Source organism: Klebsiella sp. D5A (assembly GCF_001620885.1).
Taxonomy (GTDB): domain Bacteria; phylum Pseudomonadota; class Gammaproteobacteria; order Enterobacterales; family Enterobacteriaceae; genus Klebsiella; species Klebsiella variicola.
In genome coordinates this window covers 205,962-224,053 of the sequence record NZ_LOAR01000009.1, presented here as the reverse complement: position 1 = coordinate 224,053, position 18,092 = coordinate 205,962, and the positions used below count along the sequence as shown (strand labels likewise).

The 18,092-nt window shown below is 58.3% G+C and carries 17 protein-coding genes; 2 read left to right on the top strand and 15 right to left on the bottom strand.

The features are described from left to right. Nucleotides 1–98: 98 nt before the first annotated feature. The 7 genes from AS136_RS15310 to AS136_RS15280 form a co-directional block, all read right to left on the bottom strand. Entirely contained in the window at nucleotides 99–1,277 is a 1,179-nt protein-coding gene (locus AS136_RS15310) for a Gfo/Idh/MocA family protein (RefSeq protein ID WP_008805388.1), read from the bottom strand. A gap of 329 nt (nucleotides 1,278–1,606) precedes the next feature. Next, nucleotides 1,607–2,971 carry an MFS transporter gene (locus AS136_RS15305; RefSeq protein WP_023322141.1) on the bottom strand — a complete coding sequence of 455 codons (1,365 nt, stop codon included), beginning with the start codon at nucleotides 2,969–2,971 and terminating at the stop codon, nucleotides 1,607–1,609. 10 nt (nucleotides 2,972–2,981) lie between these two features. Then, on the bottom strand, nucleotides 2,982–3,800 hold the full coding sequence (locus tag AS136_RS15300; RefSeq protein ID WP_008805390.1) for a sugar phosphate isomerase/epimerase family protein: 819 nt from the start codon (nucleotides 3,798–3,800) through the stop codon (nucleotides 2,982–2,984). Nucleotides 3,801–3,859: 59 nt separating this feature from the next. Beyond that, the gene (locus AS136_RS15295) at nucleotides 3,860–5,551 is read right to left on the bottom strand and encodes an FAD-dependent oxidoreductase (RefSeq protein WP_023322142.1); all 1,692 of its coding nucleotides are present in this window, start codon (nucleotides 5,549–5,551) and stop codon (nucleotides 3,860–3,862) included. Between the two features lie 10 nt (nucleotides 5,552–5,561). Continuing rightward, nucleotides 5,562–5,882, bottom strand: a complete 321-nt coding sequence (locus AS136_RS15290; protein ID WP_004204812.1) for an NIPSNAP family protein — start codon at nucleotides 5,880–5,882, stop codon at nucleotides 5,562–5,564. A 13-nt stretch (nucleotides 5,883–5,895) separates the two neighbouring features. Further along, nucleotides 5,896–7,572: an FAD-dependent oxidoreductase gene (locus AS136_RS15285; protein WP_023322143.1), complete on the bottom strand. Its 1,677-nt coding sequence runs from the start codon at nucleotides 7,570–7,572 to the stop codon at nucleotides 5,896–5,898. After that, a complete protein-coding gene (locus AS136_RS15280; RefSeq protein WP_012542692.1) occupies nucleotides 7,569–8,390 on the bottom strand; it encodes a shikimate dehydrogenase family protein in 822 nt (273 codons plus the stop codon). Before AS136_RS15280 ends, AS136_RS15285 begins: the two co-directional genes overlap by 4 nt. 152 nt (nucleotides 8,391–8,542) lie before the next feature. Here AS136_RS15280 and AS136_RS15275 point away from each other — a divergent pair, with 152 nt between their 5' ends. Next, the gene (locus AS136_RS15275) at nucleotides 8,543–9,301 is read left to right on the top strand and encodes an IclR family transcriptional regulator domain-containing protein (RefSeq protein ID WP_063266834.1); all 759 of its coding nucleotides are present in this window, start codon (nucleotides 8,543–8,545) and stop codon (nucleotides 9,299–9,301) included. Nucleotides 9,302–9,337: 36 nt separating this feature from the next. Here the strand turns inward: AS136_RS15275 and AS136_RS15270 are convergent, their stop codons facing one another. From AS136_RS15270 to AS136_RS15235, 8 genes are all read right to left on the bottom strand, one after another. Continuing rightward, complete coding sequence (locus tag AS136_RS15270; protein WP_023322144.1) at nucleotides 9,338–9,670, bottom strand: hypothetical protein; 333 nt, start codon at nucleotides 9,668–9,670, stop codon at nucleotides 9,338–9,340. A gap of 250 nt (nucleotides 9,671–9,920) precedes the next feature. Then, nucleotides 9,921–10,808 carry a heme o synthase gene (gene cyoE, locus AS136_RS15265; protein WP_002891629.1) on the bottom strand — a complete coding sequence of 296 codons (888 nt, stop codon included), beginning with the start codon at nucleotides 10,806–10,808 and terminating at the stop codon, nucleotides 9,921–9,923. A gap of 11 nt (nucleotides 10,809–10,819) precedes the next feature. Further along, the gene (locus tag AS136_RS15260) at nucleotides 10,820–11,149 is read right to left on the bottom strand and encodes a cytochrome o ubiquinol oxidase subunit IV (protein WP_002891634.1); all 330 of its coding nucleotides are present in this window, start codon (nucleotides 11,147–11,149) and stop codon (nucleotides 10,820–10,822) included. After that, the gene (locus AS136_RS15255; protein WP_002891635.1) at nucleotides 11,149–11,760 is read right to left on the bottom strand and encodes a cytochrome o ubiquinol oxidase subunit III; all 612 of its coding nucleotides are present in this window, start codon (nucleotides 11,758–11,760) and stop codon (nucleotides 11,149–11,151) included. The genes AS136_RS15260 and AS136_RS15255 overlap by 1 nt, the downstream gene beginning before the upstream one ends. Beyond that, on the bottom strand, nucleotides 11,750–13,741 hold the full coding sequence (cyoB, locus tag AS136_RS15250) for a cytochrome o ubiquinol oxidase subunit I (RefSeq protein ID WP_012542690.1): 1,992 nt from the start codon (nucleotides 13,739–13,741) through the stop codon (nucleotides 11,750–11,752). Before cyoB ends, AS136_RS15255 begins: the two co-directional genes overlap by 11 nt. A gap of 19 nt (nucleotides 13,742–13,760) precedes the next feature. Continuing rightward, nucleotides 13,761–14,705, bottom strand: coding sequence for a cytochrome o ubiquinol oxidase subunit II (cyoA, locus tag AS136_RS15245; protein ID WP_008805398.1), 945 nt, complete (start codon nucleotides 14,703–14,705; stop codon nucleotides 13,761–13,763). A 479-nt stretch (nucleotides 14,706–15,184) separates the two neighbouring features. Then, complete coding sequence (ampG, locus tag AS136_RS15240; protein WP_012542689.1) at nucleotides 15,185–16,660, bottom strand: muropeptide MFS transporter AmpG; 1,476 nt, start codon at nucleotides 16,658–16,660, stop codon at nucleotides 15,185–15,187. 43 nt (nucleotides 16,661–16,703) lie between these two features. Continuing rightward, a complete protein-coding gene (locus AS136_RS15235; protein ID WP_004204800.1) occupies nucleotides 16,704–17,282 on the bottom strand; it encodes a lipoprotein in 579 nt (192 codons plus the stop codon). A 302-nt stretch (nucleotides 17,283–17,584) separates the two neighbouring features. Here AS136_RS15235 and bolA point away from each other — a divergent pair, with 302 nt between their 5' ends. Then, nucleotides 17,585–17,902, top strand: a complete 318-nt coding sequence (gene bolA / locus AS136_RS15230; RefSeq protein ID WP_002891649.1) for a transcriptional regulator BolA — start codon at nucleotides 17,585–17,587, stop codon at nucleotides 17,900–17,902. Nucleotides 17,903–18,092: the final 190 nt, after the last annotated feature.

The window sequence follows — 18,092 nt, the reverse complement described above, 5'->3', positions numbered from 1 at the left end:
TGTTTGTTTAACAGATATTACGGGGCTGTTGCGCGATGAGACAAGTTGGTAAAAATCAATAAACCAGTGGAGGGGGACTCCACTGGCGAGGGGAAAAATTAAGGTAAAGTAAAGTCAACCCACTGGCTGCCAGCGTCAGCCGATTTGACGCACTGTTCGACCCAATAGACGCCGTGCAGCCCGGCTTCAACGTCCGGATACCAGAAGTCTTGCAGGAAAGCGCGATCGTCACGGTCCGTGGCGTCAATCGCCTGCGCATAGCGGCGATAGAGGTTGGCCCAGGCTTCGAATAGCCCTTCCGGATGGCCGCCGCCGATGCGGTCATCCGCCAGCGCGTTCGGCGACAGGTAGGGCATCCCGCGCTCCAGAATGCGCGCCGGCTCGCCCTGCACCTCATAGCTGAGCTGGTTAGGATGCTCATCCCACCATTCGATACTCGCTTTTTCGCCGACGATACGCACTTTTTGCGAGTGCATGGCGCCGCTGTTGACCGCGCTGGTCCACATCGAGCCAACCGCGCCGTTGTCATATTCCATCAGGACAAAGGCGTTATCTTCCAGCGGCGCGCGGGAGGGGACAAAGCTCTGGCGGGAGCACATCAGCCGTTTGATATTGAGCTGCGGCGCCATGGTTTCGGCGACAAACAGCGGATGGGTGGCCAGATCGCCCAACACATAGCTGGGCCCGGCAAACTTCGGCGTCACGCGCCAGCGGGTGGATTCAGCCTGCAGCTCGACGGCCTGGTTATGAAAGCCGTGGGCGAACTGCATATTGACGATGCGGATCTCGCCGAGCAGTCCATCGGCAATCATCTGCCGCGCCTGCTGGATCATCTGATAGCCGGCATAGCCGTAGGTGACGCCGACGATTTTGTTCTGTTTTTTGCTCAGGTCCACCAGCTCGCGTGCTTCTTCGGCGCTAAAGCAGAGGGGCTTTTCACAGATGACGTGGAGGCCCGCTTCCAGCGCCGCTTTGGTGATGGCGAAATGGGTATTGTTCGGGGTGGTGACCGAGACGACCTCGATGCCGTCAGGGCGCTGCGCCTCTTCACGAAACAGGGTCTGGTAGTCGGCGTAGCAGCGCTCCGGCGCGATGCCCAGTTGCTCGCCGAACGCGCGTCCGCGCTCGGCATCGACGTCAAGCGCGCCGGCCAGCAGGGTATAAACATTGTCACGCAGCGCCGCACAGCGGTGGCTGTAGCCGATTTGACTGGTTCCCCCGCCGCCGACCATGCCCCAACGCAGGGAGCGGGATAAGGGTTTCAGGCCGTTTAACATGGTGCTCTCCTTTTTGAAATCATTCGCACTCTGAGGCGCTCAATGCCGACGCCTGCGGCAACGCGCATCCGGATAGACTGACCTTAACTTAAGGAAATGTTTGTTCTGTTTCAATTGCATTGTGGAATTTATTTTCCATATATGCGAGGGGGATCGAATTAGCGAAAGTTTCTTTTGGGCTGCGTTGAAAAGATGAGCGAGGGCTTATCGCCTCCCGGAGCAGAGCAGATTCTTGCGGGTGTTTTTCGTTCCGACCAAATATGAAATAAATTTTCTTTTTAGCCGCTGAGCCGGTGCAATCCGCCGATTGCACCGGGGAGCCGATGCCGCTATGACGCTCCGCGCACAGACGCGGGGGAAGGTAAAGCGGCGGGAGGATTACCGGCCGCAAAGATGCCTTTCGCCGCCAGACCTGCGACGGTGAGGGCTGCCGGGATACCGAGGATCAAAAAGACGCTTTCAAAGGGCAGGTTGAGCGCCATCATCTCGGCACCGGCAAAGGCGCTGAGAATGGCGCCGATGCGCCCGACGCCATGCATCCAGCTGGATCCCGTCGCCCGCGCCTGCGTAGGATAGTAGCGGGCGGAGAGGGCGTTCATACCGGTATTAGCGCCGTTCAGACAGGCGCCGCTGATAAACGCCAGCATACAGAGCAAGGCAAAGCTGCCCGCGGCGTAGCCCATCGCCATGGTGAACAGGCCGCCAACGGCGTAGATCATCCCCAGCGCGCGATGAGGGTTGATCCTGTCCATCAGCCAGCCGGCAAACAGCGAGCCGAGGGTGCCGCCCGCCTGGTAGATCGCTGTCATGATGGCCGCCTGGCTAACGGTCATTCCCACCGCTTTAACCAGCGTTGGCAGCCAGCTACCGAGGATATAGACCAGGAACAGCCCCATAAAGTAGACCAGCCATAGCATCAGTGAGCCGAAGCCGTACTGGCGGGAGAGCACAATGCGCATCGCGTTGCCGGCCGCCGGCTGCGCCGGCAGGGTAAACGTCACGTTGTCGCTGATTTGTCCGGGATAGAGACGGTTAAGAATGGCGCGAATGCGTGCGGCGGGCGCTTGTTTGATCACCAGAAAACGAACCGACTCCGGCAGCAGCCAGATAAGCAGCGGGGCAAACAGCAGCGGCAGAATGCCGCCGAGCGCCATCAGCGAGTGCCAGCCAAACTGCGGGATCAGCCACGATGCTGAGAATCCTCCTGCCGCCGCGCCGAAGGTGAAGCCGCAAAAGATGACGGTAATAATAAATGAACGCTGGCGTTCCGGGGCGTACTCCGACACCAGCGTCCCGATGTTCGGCATCGCGGCGCCCAACCCCAGGCCGGTCATAAAGCGGAAAAACATCATCTGTTCAATGTTGTGCGAGAAGGCGGTGGCGATGGTCCAGAAGCCGAAGAAAAAGACGCTATTGATAATGATTTTCTTGCGCCCCAGCCAGTCGGCGAGCGGGCCAGAGAAAATCGCGCCCAGCGCGAGGCCGATCAGCGCGGCGCTGATCACCACGCCTAGCTGGTGGTTGCTTACCCCCCATTCCAGCTTTAGCGTCGGGGCGATAAACCCCATGATCGCGATATCAAAACCATCGAGAGCGATAACGCAAAAACCGAGAAAAATGATCTGCTTTTGAAAGCGGCTCAGCGGGTTACGGTTTATTAACTCTCTGACATCCAGGCGTTGAGTCTGTGTCATAGCGTATTCCTTATGCGCAGGAGCGCAGGTAGGGCTGCGCGGCATTGAACAGTAATTGCGCCCGCTGGAGCGGCGGCAAGGCGCCCTGCTCGCCGTCGAGCGGCACTTCGAGGGAGACCGGCAGCGTTGCCGGCAGGGCCGACATTAGACCGTGCAGATCCAGACCGCCTTCCCCTGGCACGTTGCGCGCCGAGCGGGCCTGGCGGATGAGTTCCTGTTCGCTCTCCGGCCTCTGCGCCGCGCCATCGCAGAGCTGCATATAGTTGAGATGATGTGCGGGCAGGCTGGAGAGGGCGGCGAGCGATTCTCCCGCGCGCCAGAAATGAAGGGCGTCCACCAGGATGCCGATATCCTCCCGCCCGCTGGCGGCGATCATCGCCTGCGCATCGGCGATAGTGCGCAGTTGGGTCCAGGGCATCGGCTCAAGGTTCATGGTCAGCCCATAGGGGCGACCGGCCGCGGCGAGGATAGCCAGGTTGTCGGCGCTGCGCTGAAGGTTGTCGTCATTGCCGGCGACTAACACCTGTCCGGCGCCAAGACGCGCCGCAGTCTCCATAAACCGCTGCAGCCGATCGTCGAGGGTAAACCCGGGGGTCAGGCGGACGATCTCCACGTCTGAGACGCGGATGCCGGTTTCCATCAGCGCAGACAGCGTCGCGCGGACGGCGGGGGTATCACCCAGCATGTCGTAGTCCGGGTCGGCCGGTGTGGCGGGGAGCAGCCGCAGACCAACGTGGGTAAAACCGGTTCTGGCCGCTATCCGCACCTGTTCGGGGGGAGGGACATCGAGCAGGGTCAGCGCGGCGAGCGATAGGGTACGCATGTTCATAAAGGGCTCCGGTACAGTTGCAGGTGAAGATAGTTATGGGTATTGCCGTCCCTGGTCGTTTATTGCTTTGTTTTTATTGCGTTTTCCGCCAGATTTTTACCCACCAGATAGCCGAAGGTCATGGCGGGTCCGAGGGTTATCCCTCCGCTGGGGTAATAGCCGCGCATCACGCTCGACATGTCGTTGCCGATGGCAAACAGGCCCGGTATCGGCTGCTGCTGTCCATCCAGCACCCGGGCGTGTTCGTCGGTTTGCAATCCGCTGAAGGTGCCCAGCGAGCCGGGCAGAATGCGCACCGCGTAGAACGGCCCTTCGCGCAGCGGTCCGAGCGTCACCTGATGGTCACCCTGGGCGCGGTTATAGGCTGATGCCCCGCGGTGAAAATCGACGTCTTCGCCAGTGCTGGCGAAGTGGTTAAAGCGTTCAACGGTTTCCGCCAGCGAATAAGCGTCGATGGCGCACTGCTTCGCCAGCTCCCCCAGCGTGTTTCCCCGTAGCAGGTAACCGGTACGCAGCCAGGCGGTGGGGGTGAACGGGAACGGTCTGGCATGACCCAGACCGTAGCGACGCAGCGCGCGACGATCGGCCAGCAGCCAGGCCTGCGGCGTGTCGCCCGCGGGGGTGGCCGCCAGCAGGGCGGCGATAAAGTCATGATAAGAGTCTGCCTCGTTAACAAAGCGTTTGCCGTTGGGCAGGACAGCGATCACCCCGGGCTTGGCGCGTTCCACCAGGTGGGGAAACATCAGCTGCTGGCCGCTGGCCAGGGTGACGCGGGACACCGGCGCCCAGGCCAGCGGGTGGCGCAGGCGGGTGTCGAACTGGCCGCCGACGGATTCGCCAAGCCTGATCCCCTCGCCCTGATTGTCCGGCGGTGCGGCGGAAAAATGGCCGTAACCCTCCGCCGCGTGGGGCACCACCTGCGCCAGCCGCTGCCGATCGTGGGGAAAACCGCCGCAGGCCAGCACCACGGCCCCTGCTTCGACGTGAATCTCCCCACCGTCGCTGCGCAGCACCGCGCCGGACACGCCCTGCGGACCCTGCAGCAGCCGGACCACCGGGGCATTGAGCTGAAAACGCACTCCGGCGTCGAGGGCGGATCGCAGCAGACGGGCGATCAGCGCATTGCCATTGACCAGATGCTGCCCTCGTCCGGCGCGCAGCCGCTGCCAGCCGTGGCGCAGCAGGCGGCGGACGGCATACAGCGCGGAGCGCGGCGAGCGGGTGGCATTGAAAAAATGCGCCATATCCGCGCCGCCGGCGATGCCCATCCCGGCAAGGCTGATGGTCTCCAGCGGCGGACGCAGTCGGTGGAGCCAGTCGCCGAGCTGACGGCCATCGTAGGGCTGAGCGGTGACCGACCGCCCACCGCTCGCCGCACCCGGCGACGCGTGAAAGTCCGGCATGGCACTGCCTGAGAGAAACTGCACTGCCGTCCTGTGATGAAAAAAATCCACCATCTCCGGCCCGTGGCGCAGGAAGGTCTGCAGGCGAACGTCGGCGGCTTCGCCCCCCATCTCATGCTGCAGATAGGTCAGCGGGGCGTCAGCCGCTTCGTCGATGCCCTCCGCCCGCGCCAGCGGGTTGCGGGGGATCCACAGCCAGCCGCCGGACCAGGCGCTGGTCCCGCCGAGTACTGACGCTTTCTCCGCCACCATGACGCTGGCGCCGTGCATGGCCGCGGTGACCGCGGCAGAGAGTCCCGCCGCGCCGGAGCCGACCACCAGCACATCCATCTTCACAGGCCTGCTCATGATGGACTCCTTACTGCAATGGTGAAAAAGCGGTGGGGCGCATCAGCACCGACTCCAGGCGTTCAACGGCGGCCAGTTCGCGATTTTTCCGCGAAAAGGTCTGCCAGCGTTCGTCCTGCGCCATTCGCGCGCGGCGCACCAGGCGATCGTCCAGGCTTTCATAAGCCCAGATGTGCACCACCTGATTGACCACGCCGATCTCGGTAAAAAAGAAACCGATCAGTTTGCCGAGATGGTCGGTCTGCACCGCCAGGGCATCGCTTTGGTACAGCGCCAGCCAGTCGGCCATTTTCAACGGATTGATGGTGTACGTGCGTTTTTCGTAGATCATGATGTTTTCCTGATTAGTGGGGGGAGTGTTGTGCCAGATGGCAGGCGGCGAGGTAGCCAAACGTCAGCCCCGGGCCGAGGGTGATGCCGGGACCCGGGTAGGTGCCGGCCATCAGCGAATCCATGTCATTTCCCACCGCGTACAGCCCCGCGATGGGTTTTCCTTCCACGTTGACGACCTGTGCATCGGCGGTGGTGACCAGGCCCCGCGACGTCCCCAGATCGCCGGTATAGAGTTTGATGGCATAGAACGGCGCGCTGAGCAGGGGGGCGTTACAGGCGTCAGGCTGATGACCCGGATCGCCCATCGCCCGGTTATAGCTGTTGCCGCCTTTAGCAAATTCCCGATCCACGCCCTGCGCGGCGTCGCGGTTGTAGCGGGCAACCGTCTCGCTCAGCGTTTGGGCATCCAGACCAAGCTGTTGCGCCAGCGTCTCCAGGGTGTCGGCTTTGTACAGATAGCCGGCGGCGATCAGGGCGTCATTATTGACCGGCGCCGGGCGTGCCAGCCCGAGGCCGTAACGCTTCATCGCCTGGGCGTCGCAGAGTAAAAAGCAGGGGGCATTTTCCGTAGCACGCTGCATCGCGCTGGCGAAATGGTGATAGGAGTTAGACTCGTTGACGAAGCGTACCGCCCGCTGATTGACGGCAATCACGCCCGGTTTGGCCCGGTCGGTTACCAGATGGGGGAAGCGCTCCTCGCTGCCGTCGGCCCGGGTCAGCACCGATACTGGCGCCCAGAAAAAGTTGGAGGCCTGATCGGCTCCCTCGCGAGCGTTAAGCGCCGCCGCGAGATGCAGCGCGGCGCCATCGTTGGCCGGCGGCGACATGGTGAAGTGTTCGCGGGTGTGTGGCCGATAGCGCGCCGCCAGCGCGCCCGCGGCAAAGCCGCCTGCGGCCAGCACCACCCCGCGGCGGGCGTGCAGCGTCTCTCTTTGCCCCTGATACTCAATCTCCACCCCGTGGACCGCGCCTTGCGCTTCGCACAGCGCCAGAACATTGACATTCAGCCGCAGGTTCATGCCTTTACGCAGCGCCGTTGTCGCCATGCGGGCAATCAGCGCATTGCCCATCGCCAGGCGGGTGCCGCGAGGGTACTTCACCCGGTCGCGGGCGTAGCGCAGCAGCAGCCGGGTGCAATGGGCCAGGGAGCGTAGCGAGCGCCGCATGTCGAGAAAATGTTGAATGTCGACGCGGTTGACCATCATCCCACCAAACAGCAACATCCCCGGCGGCGGTGAACGCAGGTCGCGAAACGCGTCCCCCAGTTCACGACCGTCATACTCCACCACCTCCAGCGCACGACCGACGTCGACCGCGCCGGGTTCATCCGGATAGTAATCAGGGGAGAGCGGGCGCAGGCTATATTTCACCGCCCCCTCGCGCTCGAGAAAGGCCAGCGCCTCACGCCCGGCGCTAACAAACGCTTCGGCGAGATCTTCACGGTACTGGCTCTCGCCGATAATGGTCCGCAGGTAGGTTTTCATCGCCTCGGCGCTGCCGCTTTTACCCGCCGCACGCGCCTGATCGGTATCGTGCAGCCACACGGCGCCACCGGAGATAGCCGAGGTGCCGCCGAACTGGCCGGCTTTCTCCAGCATCAGCACCGACAGCCCTTTGCAGCTGGCGGTGACCGCGGCGGCAAAGCCAGCGGCGCCGCTGCCGATGACGATCACATCCCAGCTCTTCATGCTGCCGCTCCCTGCGCCGGCGGGATGGCGCCGATAAACTGGCCCATCAGCGTCATCTGCGCCAGCGCCATTTCCGGCCCGGTCTGCACCCGGCAGCCGCGGGCGGCGGCGAAAGTGAGCAACGGCGTCATCACCGGGGCGGTGACAACATCAGCCACGTGGGTGGCGCTGTCGAGCGTATCCAGCAGCGCCTGCGGCAGGGGCAGCTCATCAAATCCGGCCATGCCGGCCGGCGAGCCATTAACCAATAGATCGACGCCGTGAAGGGTGTCCGGCAGCGCGCTCAGTTGTACCGCCGGGAAGGCCTCAGCCAGAAGGTCATGCAGGCGTTGCCGGGTGGTCGGGTTTTGATCGTGCAGGGCCAGCTGACGGATCCCCGCCTCGCACAGTCCCCAGGCGATGGCGCTGCCGACGCCGCCGCAGCCGGAGAGCAGCGCCTGCTTACCTGCCGGCTGAAAACCCTGCGCCTCGGCGGCGAGTTGAAAGCCGACGCCGTCCAGCATATCGCCCTGCAAACGGCCATCCGCCAATTTGCGGATCACATTGATGGCGTTGAGTCGGCGGGCGCGGGGGGTGAGCTCGTCGACCAGCGCGGCGGCGCGCTGCTTATGCGGCACCGTCACCAGCACGCCGGTCATGTTCTGCCAGCCACGCAGAGCGTTGAGGTAGTCGACTACCGCGTCCGGGGCGATATCCACCGGGATCATGACGCTGTCCATGTGCTGTTCAGCAAAGTAGCGGTTGAAGTTATCCGGTGATTTGACCTGGGCGATCGGATGACCAATCACGGCGACAACCTGGGTAGTTCCACTGACCATTTCAAACCTCATTTGTTAAATGAATGTTGTGAAAGTATTTCAGTGGAAGCTGGGAGCGACAACGCAGAATTCGGACATGTCGGTTGTTAATCGCACGATCGCTGCGATAATCGCAGGAAATCGATAATGATGTTGCAAAAATGTGAGCGAATATGCAAAACACTATTCATCCACGCGATCTGATCGTCGGTTTACAAAAAGGGCTGGCGTTAATCCAGCTTTTTTCCAAAACCTGCCCAAAACTCACCGTCGCCCAGGCGGCGAAAATGAGCGGCCTGACGCAAAGCGCCGCGCGGCGTTTTCTGCTGACGCTGCTGTATGAGCGCTATCTGCAAACCGATGGGCGTTATTACTGGCTTACCCCGAAGACGCTGCGGCTTGGTCAGGCCTACGTCGATTCGGCGCAGTTTCCCCGCATGGTGCGGCCGATTGTCGAATACATCGCCAGCCGGACCGAGGAGCACGCCTCGGTAGGGGTGGTGGATGAAGATGAGCTGGTCTATATCGCCCGCAGCCGGCATACGCCGTTTAACTCCACGTCGGTTCGGCTTGGGGAGCGGGTGCCCATCTTCTGTACCGCCGGGGGACGGTTATGGCTGGCTTCGCTGCCGGAAGCTGAGTGCGAGGCGGTTCTGCAGCGTATTACCCGGGAACAACGCACGCCCTATACGGTGACCGACGTCGCGTTGCTGATGGAGAAAATCGCCCAGGTGCGGCGCCAGGGTTATGCCACCATTGAACAGGAGTTTGAGATTGGCATGCTGGTGCTGGCGGTGCCGTTAACTGACAGGGAAGGAACCTGGTGGGGCGCGCTGAGTCTGACCAGCCATCAATCGCGCACATCGCTGGAAGCGTTATGTCACGACCATCTCGATCTGCTCTACAGCGCGCAGGCGATGCTGGTGAGCTAAACAGGGCAGCCGATGCGCTGCCCTCAAAGATGTTGCTTACGCCGACGCGTTGTTCAGGAAGCTGTTCCAGTCGCTGGCAGCGTTATCCACGAAGGTGTTCCAGCTGTTGCCGGCAGTGTTAACAAAGCTTCCCCAGTTTTCTTTGCCGGCGGTCACAAAGGTTTCCCAGTTTGACTGCCCGGTCAGGAAGGAACCAAACGCCATCGCGCTGTCGCCGACGAAGGAGGCAAACGCGCTGCCGGAGGTGAGAACAAAAGAGGTGAAGCCGACGCCCGAGTTGGCAACAAAGCTGGCGAAGCCGCTGGCTGCGCCGAACAGATTAAAGCCACCGGAGATGTACTCCATTTCGTTCAGTGTTAACTCTTTCATTGCAATTCCTTGTAGTAATGATTTTCCAAATGGGTGGGTAAACCCGGTGCGAAAGGTAGCACTGCTGTCGTGCACAGCGCGAGTCTGGTCCGCTGTGTATTAGCTCATTTTTTCCTCATTTTTTGGCGGGGGAGCAGCGTAAACGGCCGGAAGAGGGGAGGGGAGTATGAAATGAGAAAGAAAGCGGTGAGGAAGCAGAAAAGAAAAAGCCCCGTAAAAACGGGGCTTTATATCGCACTGGAGTGGGAGATTATCTCACGTAAGCCAGCAGACTATGTGAATCCGGCACCATAAAGTCAACGGACATCATCACGGACAGCGCGGTGATGGCGACGATGGAAAAGACGAACAGCTTACGCGCCCAGACTTTGTCATCGGCCACTTTATAGCCACGCAGCGCCATGCCCAGCCACCAGACGCTGACCGCTGCCGCCACGACCAGGTATTTATACCCGGCGTAGCCGCCCAGCGAGAGCATCAGGGTCGCCACGGCAAAGGCAACGATGTACAGCGTAATATGGTTTTTGGCGACCGAAATGCCTTTCACCACCGGCAGCACCGGAATGTTCGCCGCCTGATAATCCTTAAAGCGGAAAATCGCGATGGCGTAGGAGTGAGGCATCTGCCACAGGCTAAAGATAGCCAGCAGGATCGCCGCACCGCTGTCGAAATCACCGGTGACCGCGCAGTAGCCAATCACCGGCGGCGCGGCGCCGGAGAGTGAGCCAATCAGCGTGCCATAGACGGAGTGGCGTTTCATGTACAGGCTGTAGACGCCGACATAAACCACGAACCCCATCACCCCCAGCCAGCAGGCCAGCGGATTTGCGCCGAACCACAGCAGCATGAAGCCAGCAATACCCAGCAAGGTGGCGTACACCAGCGAAGCTTCTGGCGAGATCAGCCCTTTGACCAGCACCCGGTTTTTCGTCCGTTCCATCTTACGATCGATGTCCCGGTCGATGTAGTTGTTGAATACACAACCCGAGGCGACCACCAGGGATACTCCAAGGAGCGTCCAGACGAACAGCGGATAGTCGATGTGGCCTTTGGAGGCCAACAGGAAACCGCCGATCACGGAGATCAGGTTGCCAAAAATAATGCCTGGTTTCGTTACTTGCAGGTATTGCTTAAACATACTCGCCGCTCTTAGTGCATCATCATGTTGTAGTTCAGGTTCCACATAATCCAGATGGAGCCGACAACCACGATCGCAATGATGATTACGGTGAAGATAAATGCGGTCAGGTTCCAGCCTTCATCGGACTTGCTGTTCATATGCAGGAAGTACACGAGGTGTACCACGATCTGCACCACAGCGGTCACCAGAATGGTGCCAAGGATAACCGCATGCGAGGCGGAGCCACTCATCACCATGGCGAACGGAATGACCGTCAGGATGATGGACAGGATAAATCCTGTCATGTAGCTCTTCACGCTGCCGTGAGAAGCGCCGCTATGATCGGTAGAATGACTCATTACATCGCCCCCATCAGATAGACAACCGAGAACACGCAGATCCACACGACGTCCAGGAAGTGCCAGAACAGGCTCAGGCACAGGATACGCGTGCGGTTAGTGCTAGTCAGGCCACGACGTGAAACCTGGAACATCAGCACCGCCATCCAGATAAGGCCAGAGGTCACGTGCAGACCGTGGGTGCCGACCAGCGCGAAGAACGCCGACAGGAAACCGCTACGATCCGGACCGAAGCCTTCCATGATCAGGTGATGGAATTCATAGATTTCCATCCCGATAAAGCCAGCGCCAAACAACCAGGTCAACGCCAGCCAGGAAACCACCTGGCTCTTGTTGTTTTTGTACATGGCGATAGCCGCCATGCCGTAGGTGATGGAGCTGAACAGCAGCAGTGCGGTTTCAACCAGAACGAACGGCAGTTCGAAAATATCTTTGCCCGTCGGTCCGCCGGCTGTGCCGTTCACCAGAACGGCATAGGTAGCAAACAGCGTAGCGAAGATGATGCAGTCGCTCATCAGGTAGATCCAGAAACCGAATACCTTCATCGGTCCTGTATCATGGTGCCCGTGTTCATGCGCGTGGGCAGTATGCGCAAGAGTATCAGTTGCCATTTTTCAGCCCTGCTTTGTTAATCTCATCGAAATGCTGTTTTTCCAGTTTTTCGACTTCTGCAACCGGTACGTAGTAATCCACGTCCTCGTCAAAGCTCTTAATAATCCAGGTCGCTACGATGCCGATGAAGCTGGCAATCGCCATCCACCAGATATGCCAGATCATGGCGAAACCAAATACCGTAGCGAAGGCGGCAATGACGATGCCGGCGCCGCTGTTTTTCGGCATATGAATTTCTTCATAGTGAGCAGGCTGTTTGTACGCTTCACCTTTCTCTTTCATTTCCCAGAAGGCATCACGCTCGTGAACCTGAGGAACGATAGCGAAGTTATAGAACGGCGGTGGAGAAGAAGTTGCCCACTCCAGCGTACGACCACCCCATGGGTCACCGGTCAGGTCACGGTTCTGATCGCGGTCGCGAATAGACACGTAGAACTGAATCAGCTGGCACAGGATACCGCAGGCGATCAGCGCTGCACCGCAAGCTGCAACAACCAGCATCGGGTGGAACTGCGGATCGATCTGCTGGCTCAGACGACGGGTCATACCCATGAAGCCCAGCACGTACAGCGGCATAAACGCCACGAAGAAGCCGATGATCCAGAACCAGAAAGCGCGTTTGCCCCAGGTTTCGTTCAGGGTGAAGCCAAAGGCTTTCGGCCACCAGTAGGTCAGACCTGCGAAGCAACCGAATACTACGCCGCCGATGATAACGTTATGGAAGTGCGCGATCAGGAACAGGCTGTTATGCAGAACGAAGTCCGCGCCCGGTACCGCCAGCAGCACGCCAGTCATCCCACCGACGGAGAAGGTCACGATAAAGCCGATAGTCCACATCATCGCTGAGTTGAAGACGATGCGACCCTGATACATGGTGAACAGCCAGTTGAAGATCTTAACCCCGGTCGGGATCGCGATAATCATGGTAGTAATACCGAAGAAGGCGTTTACGTTCGCGCCAGCACCCATGGTGAAGAAGTGGTGCAGCCAAACGATGAACGACAGAACGGTAATACAGACGGTTGCCCACACCAGAGAGGTGTAACCGAACAGACGCTTACGCGAGAAGGTCGCGGCGATTTCGGAGAAGACCCCGAACACCGGCAGAACCAGGATGTACACTTCCGGGTGACCCCAGGCCCAAATCAGGTTGATGTACATCATCATGTTGCCACCCATATCGTTGGTAAAGAAATGGGTGCCCAGGTAACGATCCAGGGTCAGCAGCGCGATGGTGACGGTCAGAATTGGGAAAGAGGCGATAATCAGGATGTTAGCGCACAGAGATGCCCAGGAGAATACCGGCATCTTGAACATGGTCATGCCCGGGGCGCGCATCTTGATAATGGTCACGAAGAAGTTAATACCGGTCAGGGTAGTACCGATACCGGAGAGCTGCAGCGCCCAAATCCAGTAATCGACCCCTACGCCAGGACTGTATTCAATTCCCGACAGCGGCGGATAGGCCAGCCAACCGGTCTGCGCGAACTCACCGACGCCCAGAGACAGGTTAACCAGAATCACGCCCACAACGGTGAACCAGAAGCTCAGGTTGTTGAGGAACGGGAAGGCCACGTCGCGCGCGCCGAGCTGAAGCGGAACCACCAGGTTCATCAGACCGATAACGAACGGCATCGCCACGAAGAAGATCATGATAACGCCGTGGGCGGTAAAGATCTGATCGTAGTGATGAGGCGGCAGGAAGCCTGCTTCCCCGGCCGAGGCCAGCACCTGCTGGCTACGCATCATAACGGCATCAGCAAAGCCACGCAGCAGCATGACGATTGCCACGATAACGTACATGATACCGAGACGTTTGTGGTCGACAGAAGTCAGCCACTCGTTCCACAGGTAGGACCACTTACCGAAGTAAGTGATGGCAGCCAGAAGCGCCAGTCCCCCAATGATAATCGCAGCCACCGTAACCACGATAATGGGTTCGTGGTAGGGCACTGCATCCAGTGTAAGTTTTCCGAACATCGTTTTCTTCCTCGGCCCCTTAGTGAGCGGTTTCCGCGTGGCTCATGTCCATGCCTTCCATCCCGTCGTGAGCAGCGTGCTCGCCTTCAGGTTTGGACATGTTCATGCTCTCGTGAGACATGAATTTGTTCACAACATCTTTGAACAGATCCGGCTTCACGTTAGAGAAGTATTCCACTTTGTTGTATTCGCTAGGCACAGCCACTTTATCGAACGCGGCCATGGAGTCCATGGAGTTCGGCGACTGTTTGGCTTTTTCAACCCACTGATCGAAGGTTGCACGATCCGGAGTAGCAATCGCTTTGAACTTCATACCTGAGAAGCCCGGGCCACTGTAGCTAGCGGAGATACCGTCATAAGTACCAGCTTCGTCAGCAATGAGGTGCAGTTGAGTCTGCATCCCGGCCATTGCGTAAATCTGGCTACCTAAGCGCGGAATGAAGAACGAGTTCATCACCGAGTTAGAGGTCACTTTGAAGTGTACCGGTACGTTCGCCGGGAAGGCGATTTCGTTAACGGTAGCAATACCCTGTTCCGGATAGATAAAGAACCATTTCCAGTCCATCGAAACGACTTCGATGGTGATTGGTTTCTCGTCGTGGGCAAGCGGTTTGCTTGGCTCCAGTGCGTGAGTGGTTTTCCAGGTCAGAACGGCCAGGAACAGGATGATCAGAATAGGTACCGTCCAGACCACAGCTTCCACTTTGTTGGAGTGTGACCAGTTCGGGCTATACTTCGCATCTTTATTGCTCGCGCGATACTTCCAGGCAAATCCTACTGCCATCAAGACGGCGGGAATAACGACAATCATCATCAGGCCGAAGGCCGTCAGAATCAAAGAGCGTTGCTCCAGTCCAATCTGTCCTTTTGGGTCAAGGAGTGCAGAATCACAACCACTGAGTAATACAGTACTTGCGATTAATGACATCCATCCCAAACTTTTATTGTATTTCCTGAGTCTCATTGAACGACCTCAATTCCACGGGATCTGGTGGCGTTTAAAGTGTACGGGCATTTTACGGTAAGGTTGCATTACTGTAAACATGATTGGATCTCTGTCAGTTCTGTGTTAGCGGCTTCTGCTTGGTTTGTCACATATGTTACGTAGTGTTACGTAATCGCTTGCAAAGCCTGATTTTCGTGGGATTGATAACGAAAGGGATAAGAAAAGGAGTGCTTAGCGGCGAATGGGCATAACCACCCAAAAATTAGAACAATTGTTTAACATTTAATTATCAAATAAAAGACATTGTGAAAACCTAAAATAAAATCGCCGTAGCTGAATCGGTTAAATTATTTAAAGAATCGAATGAAAACTGTCAATAATTTCCAGAAATCAAAAACGCACAAAACAACAAATAGCGCGGCGGGCAATATAAAAGCGTTAATAAGCCGTTATAATTACGTTTCGTAATTACAACGGCTAATAATGATGCAGCTTCCTTAAATCAGGCGAGTTTTACGCAGCGCCAGGTAGTCGAGCAGACCGCCGAACAAAATACCGCCCACCGCAGTCAGCGCCGCAACCTCCAGCAGACCGGACAGGAAAGAGAAGGCGGTGTAATCCAGGGCGTTCATGATCAGCAGTACCAGCCATACCGCCAGCAGCAGGCAGCCCAGCGCCAGGATCCTTAACGCCAGCGCATAGGCTTGCGGGTATTCGCTTCGCGGCATAAAGCTTGCTGTGCGTTGGGTATGCTCAAGCGTTTGCCGGCACAGTAGCAGCAGCGCGATCCCCGGTACCGCCGCAACGACCGAGAAGAGATAGAACGTCGACCAGCCGTGGGCCTCGACAAACCAGCCGGCGATCGGCCCAACGTACACGCGGCCGACCGCGGACAGCGCAGAGAGCAGTGCGAACTGGGTAGCGGAGAATGATTTATTGCACAGCGTCATCAGCAGCGCGACAAACGCCGCCGTCCCCATTCCCCCGCACAGGTTTTCAAAGAACACGGCGGTTGCCATGGAATAGAGGTGCTTATCGGTAATCGACAGCAGCCAGTAGCCAGCGTTGGAGACCCCCTGCAGCACACCGAAGATCAGCAGCGCCCGAAACAGCGTCAGCCGCTGCATCAGGACCCCGCCATACAGGGCGCCGAGAATGGTGGCAAACAGGCCTAAAGTTTTGTTCACCATCCCCACTTCGCCGGCGTCAAAACCGACGCCGCGGATGAGGAAGGTGGTGGTCAGGCTCATGGCAAACGCATCGCCCAGCTTATAAAGGACGATGAGCAGCAGAATCAGCCAGGCGTTATTGCGACCGAAAAAATCGCGCAGCGGTTCGGCGACCGCCTGCTCCAGCGATCTGGGAACCGGGATAACGTCGCTCGGCTCGGGCGCCAGCAGTGTGGCGATGATGCACGGCACCAGCAGCGCCGCCATCAGCCAGTACATCCCCTGCCAGCCGAGATAGCGGTCGGCAAGCCACAGTGCCAGCCCCCCGGATACCAGCATCCCGAGGCGATAACCCAGCACGCTGATCGCGGCGCCAGCGCCGCGCTCTTCCGCTGGCAGAACGTCGGTTTTCCAGGCGTCGAACACAATATCCTGTGACGCCGAGCAGAAGGCGATCACTACCGCCAGCGCCGCCATCCAGCGGAGCTGGGAGACAGGCTCAAGAAAGCCCATCGCCGCGATAGCCAGCAGGAGCAGGACCTGGGTAGTCAGCAGCCAACCGCGACGACGTCCAAGAAACGGCGGCGTATAGCGGTCCATTAGCGGGGACCAGAGAAATTTAAAGACATAGGCCTGGCCGACGAGTGAGAAAAAACCGATCGTTTTCAGATCGATATTTTCCACTGTCATCCAGGCCTGCAGAGTACCGGAGGTGAGGGCCAGCGGCAGGCCTGAGGCGAAACCGAGGATCAGCAAAATCGCTGATTTCGGCTGTTGAAAAATGCGTAAGTAGTGACTGGACATAGCATAAAGCACGAACCCGGCCGCGGCCGGGTTCGTGGTGGCATTAACGCGCGTTTTGCTTGATGAAATCGTGGATGCTGGTGTCCTGCGCCATATCGGCGATGGTATCGGTCAGGACGCTGTTGACGGCATCAGCGATGTTCTTGTTCGAGGCCTGGAAGGCGCCTTCAACGGAATAGCTGGCGCGGTAGTTTTTGGTCATCTTCGTGCCGTTTGCCGCGGTGGCGATGATGGCGATATCGGCTTTCGTGGCGATGTTGTAGCGCACGTTGCCCTGGGAGACGTCAGCGTAGAGTTTATTGACAATAATCTGCAGATCGACCGCACCGTTCGGGCCAATCATGTAGCCGCGAGCGGTCATCTGTTTCTCCAGCACTTCCTGCAGCAGGAAACGCAGATCGCGCGAGGCGGTGAGGGTGACCTGCTGATTGTCGCGCGTGACTTTCGCCAGCGCCTGGTCCGGACGCTGATCGGCGCCGTTGATGCTGACGGTCACGCCCATCAGGCTCGGATCCTGCTGCGGCAGCGTGATTTTCGGCGATACTTCAATGGTGGTCGGCGGCGTGGCGCATCCTGCCAGCATAAACATGGCGACCAACGGGAAAAGGATCTTCTTAAGCATGTTCAGGTCTCAACGCATGGTGTTGTTATAAGGAAAATTACCGCCATCATAGCATTGCCAACGGCAAGGGGAAGTGGCAACGCGTGTAAATCCATCGCCCTGGCGGTTTTCTGAGCGTCCCGCCATGGTTAATCGCTCTTTCCCCGGCGGATCTGGCGACCAGAGCCAGTAAACGTGATACTTTTGAATGAAAATATCAGAACAATGCTAATTTTTTGTTGTTTTCTCCTAATGGAAGCGGTAAAAGCGGCTAACATTTAAATGGAGTGGCGGCATCTCAGCGTTGTCGGAGGAGAAAATTCATGATGATACGTGAACAGATCGAAGCAAAACTTAGAGCAGCGTTCGACCCGATGTATCTCGAAGTCGTGGATGAAAGTTATCGTCACAACGTCCCAGCGGGCTCTGAAAGTCATTTTAAAGTGGTGTTAGTGAGCGATCGCTTCACTGGCGAGCGTTTCCTCAATCGCCACCGTATGATCTACGGCACGCTAACCGAGGAGCTGTCGAATACGGTGCATGCCCTGGCGCTGCACACCTACACGATAAAAGAGTGGGAAGCATTACAGGATACGGTTTTCGCCTCGCCGCCTTGCCGCGGTGCGGGGAGTATCGCCTAGAAATCCCATTTGCAACCGCTGGCGCTTTTCCAGTATGTTGCTTGCAGATTTAGCAAAAACGGCCTACGGGCCGTTTTGTTTTGCCTGGAAAATGCGCAAAGTGAGCGCTTTTGCGGACAAATTTGAGCGGGAAATGTGAAAAATGCCGCAGCAGTGGGCGACAACCGTTCTCGACTCACAAAAGTGATGC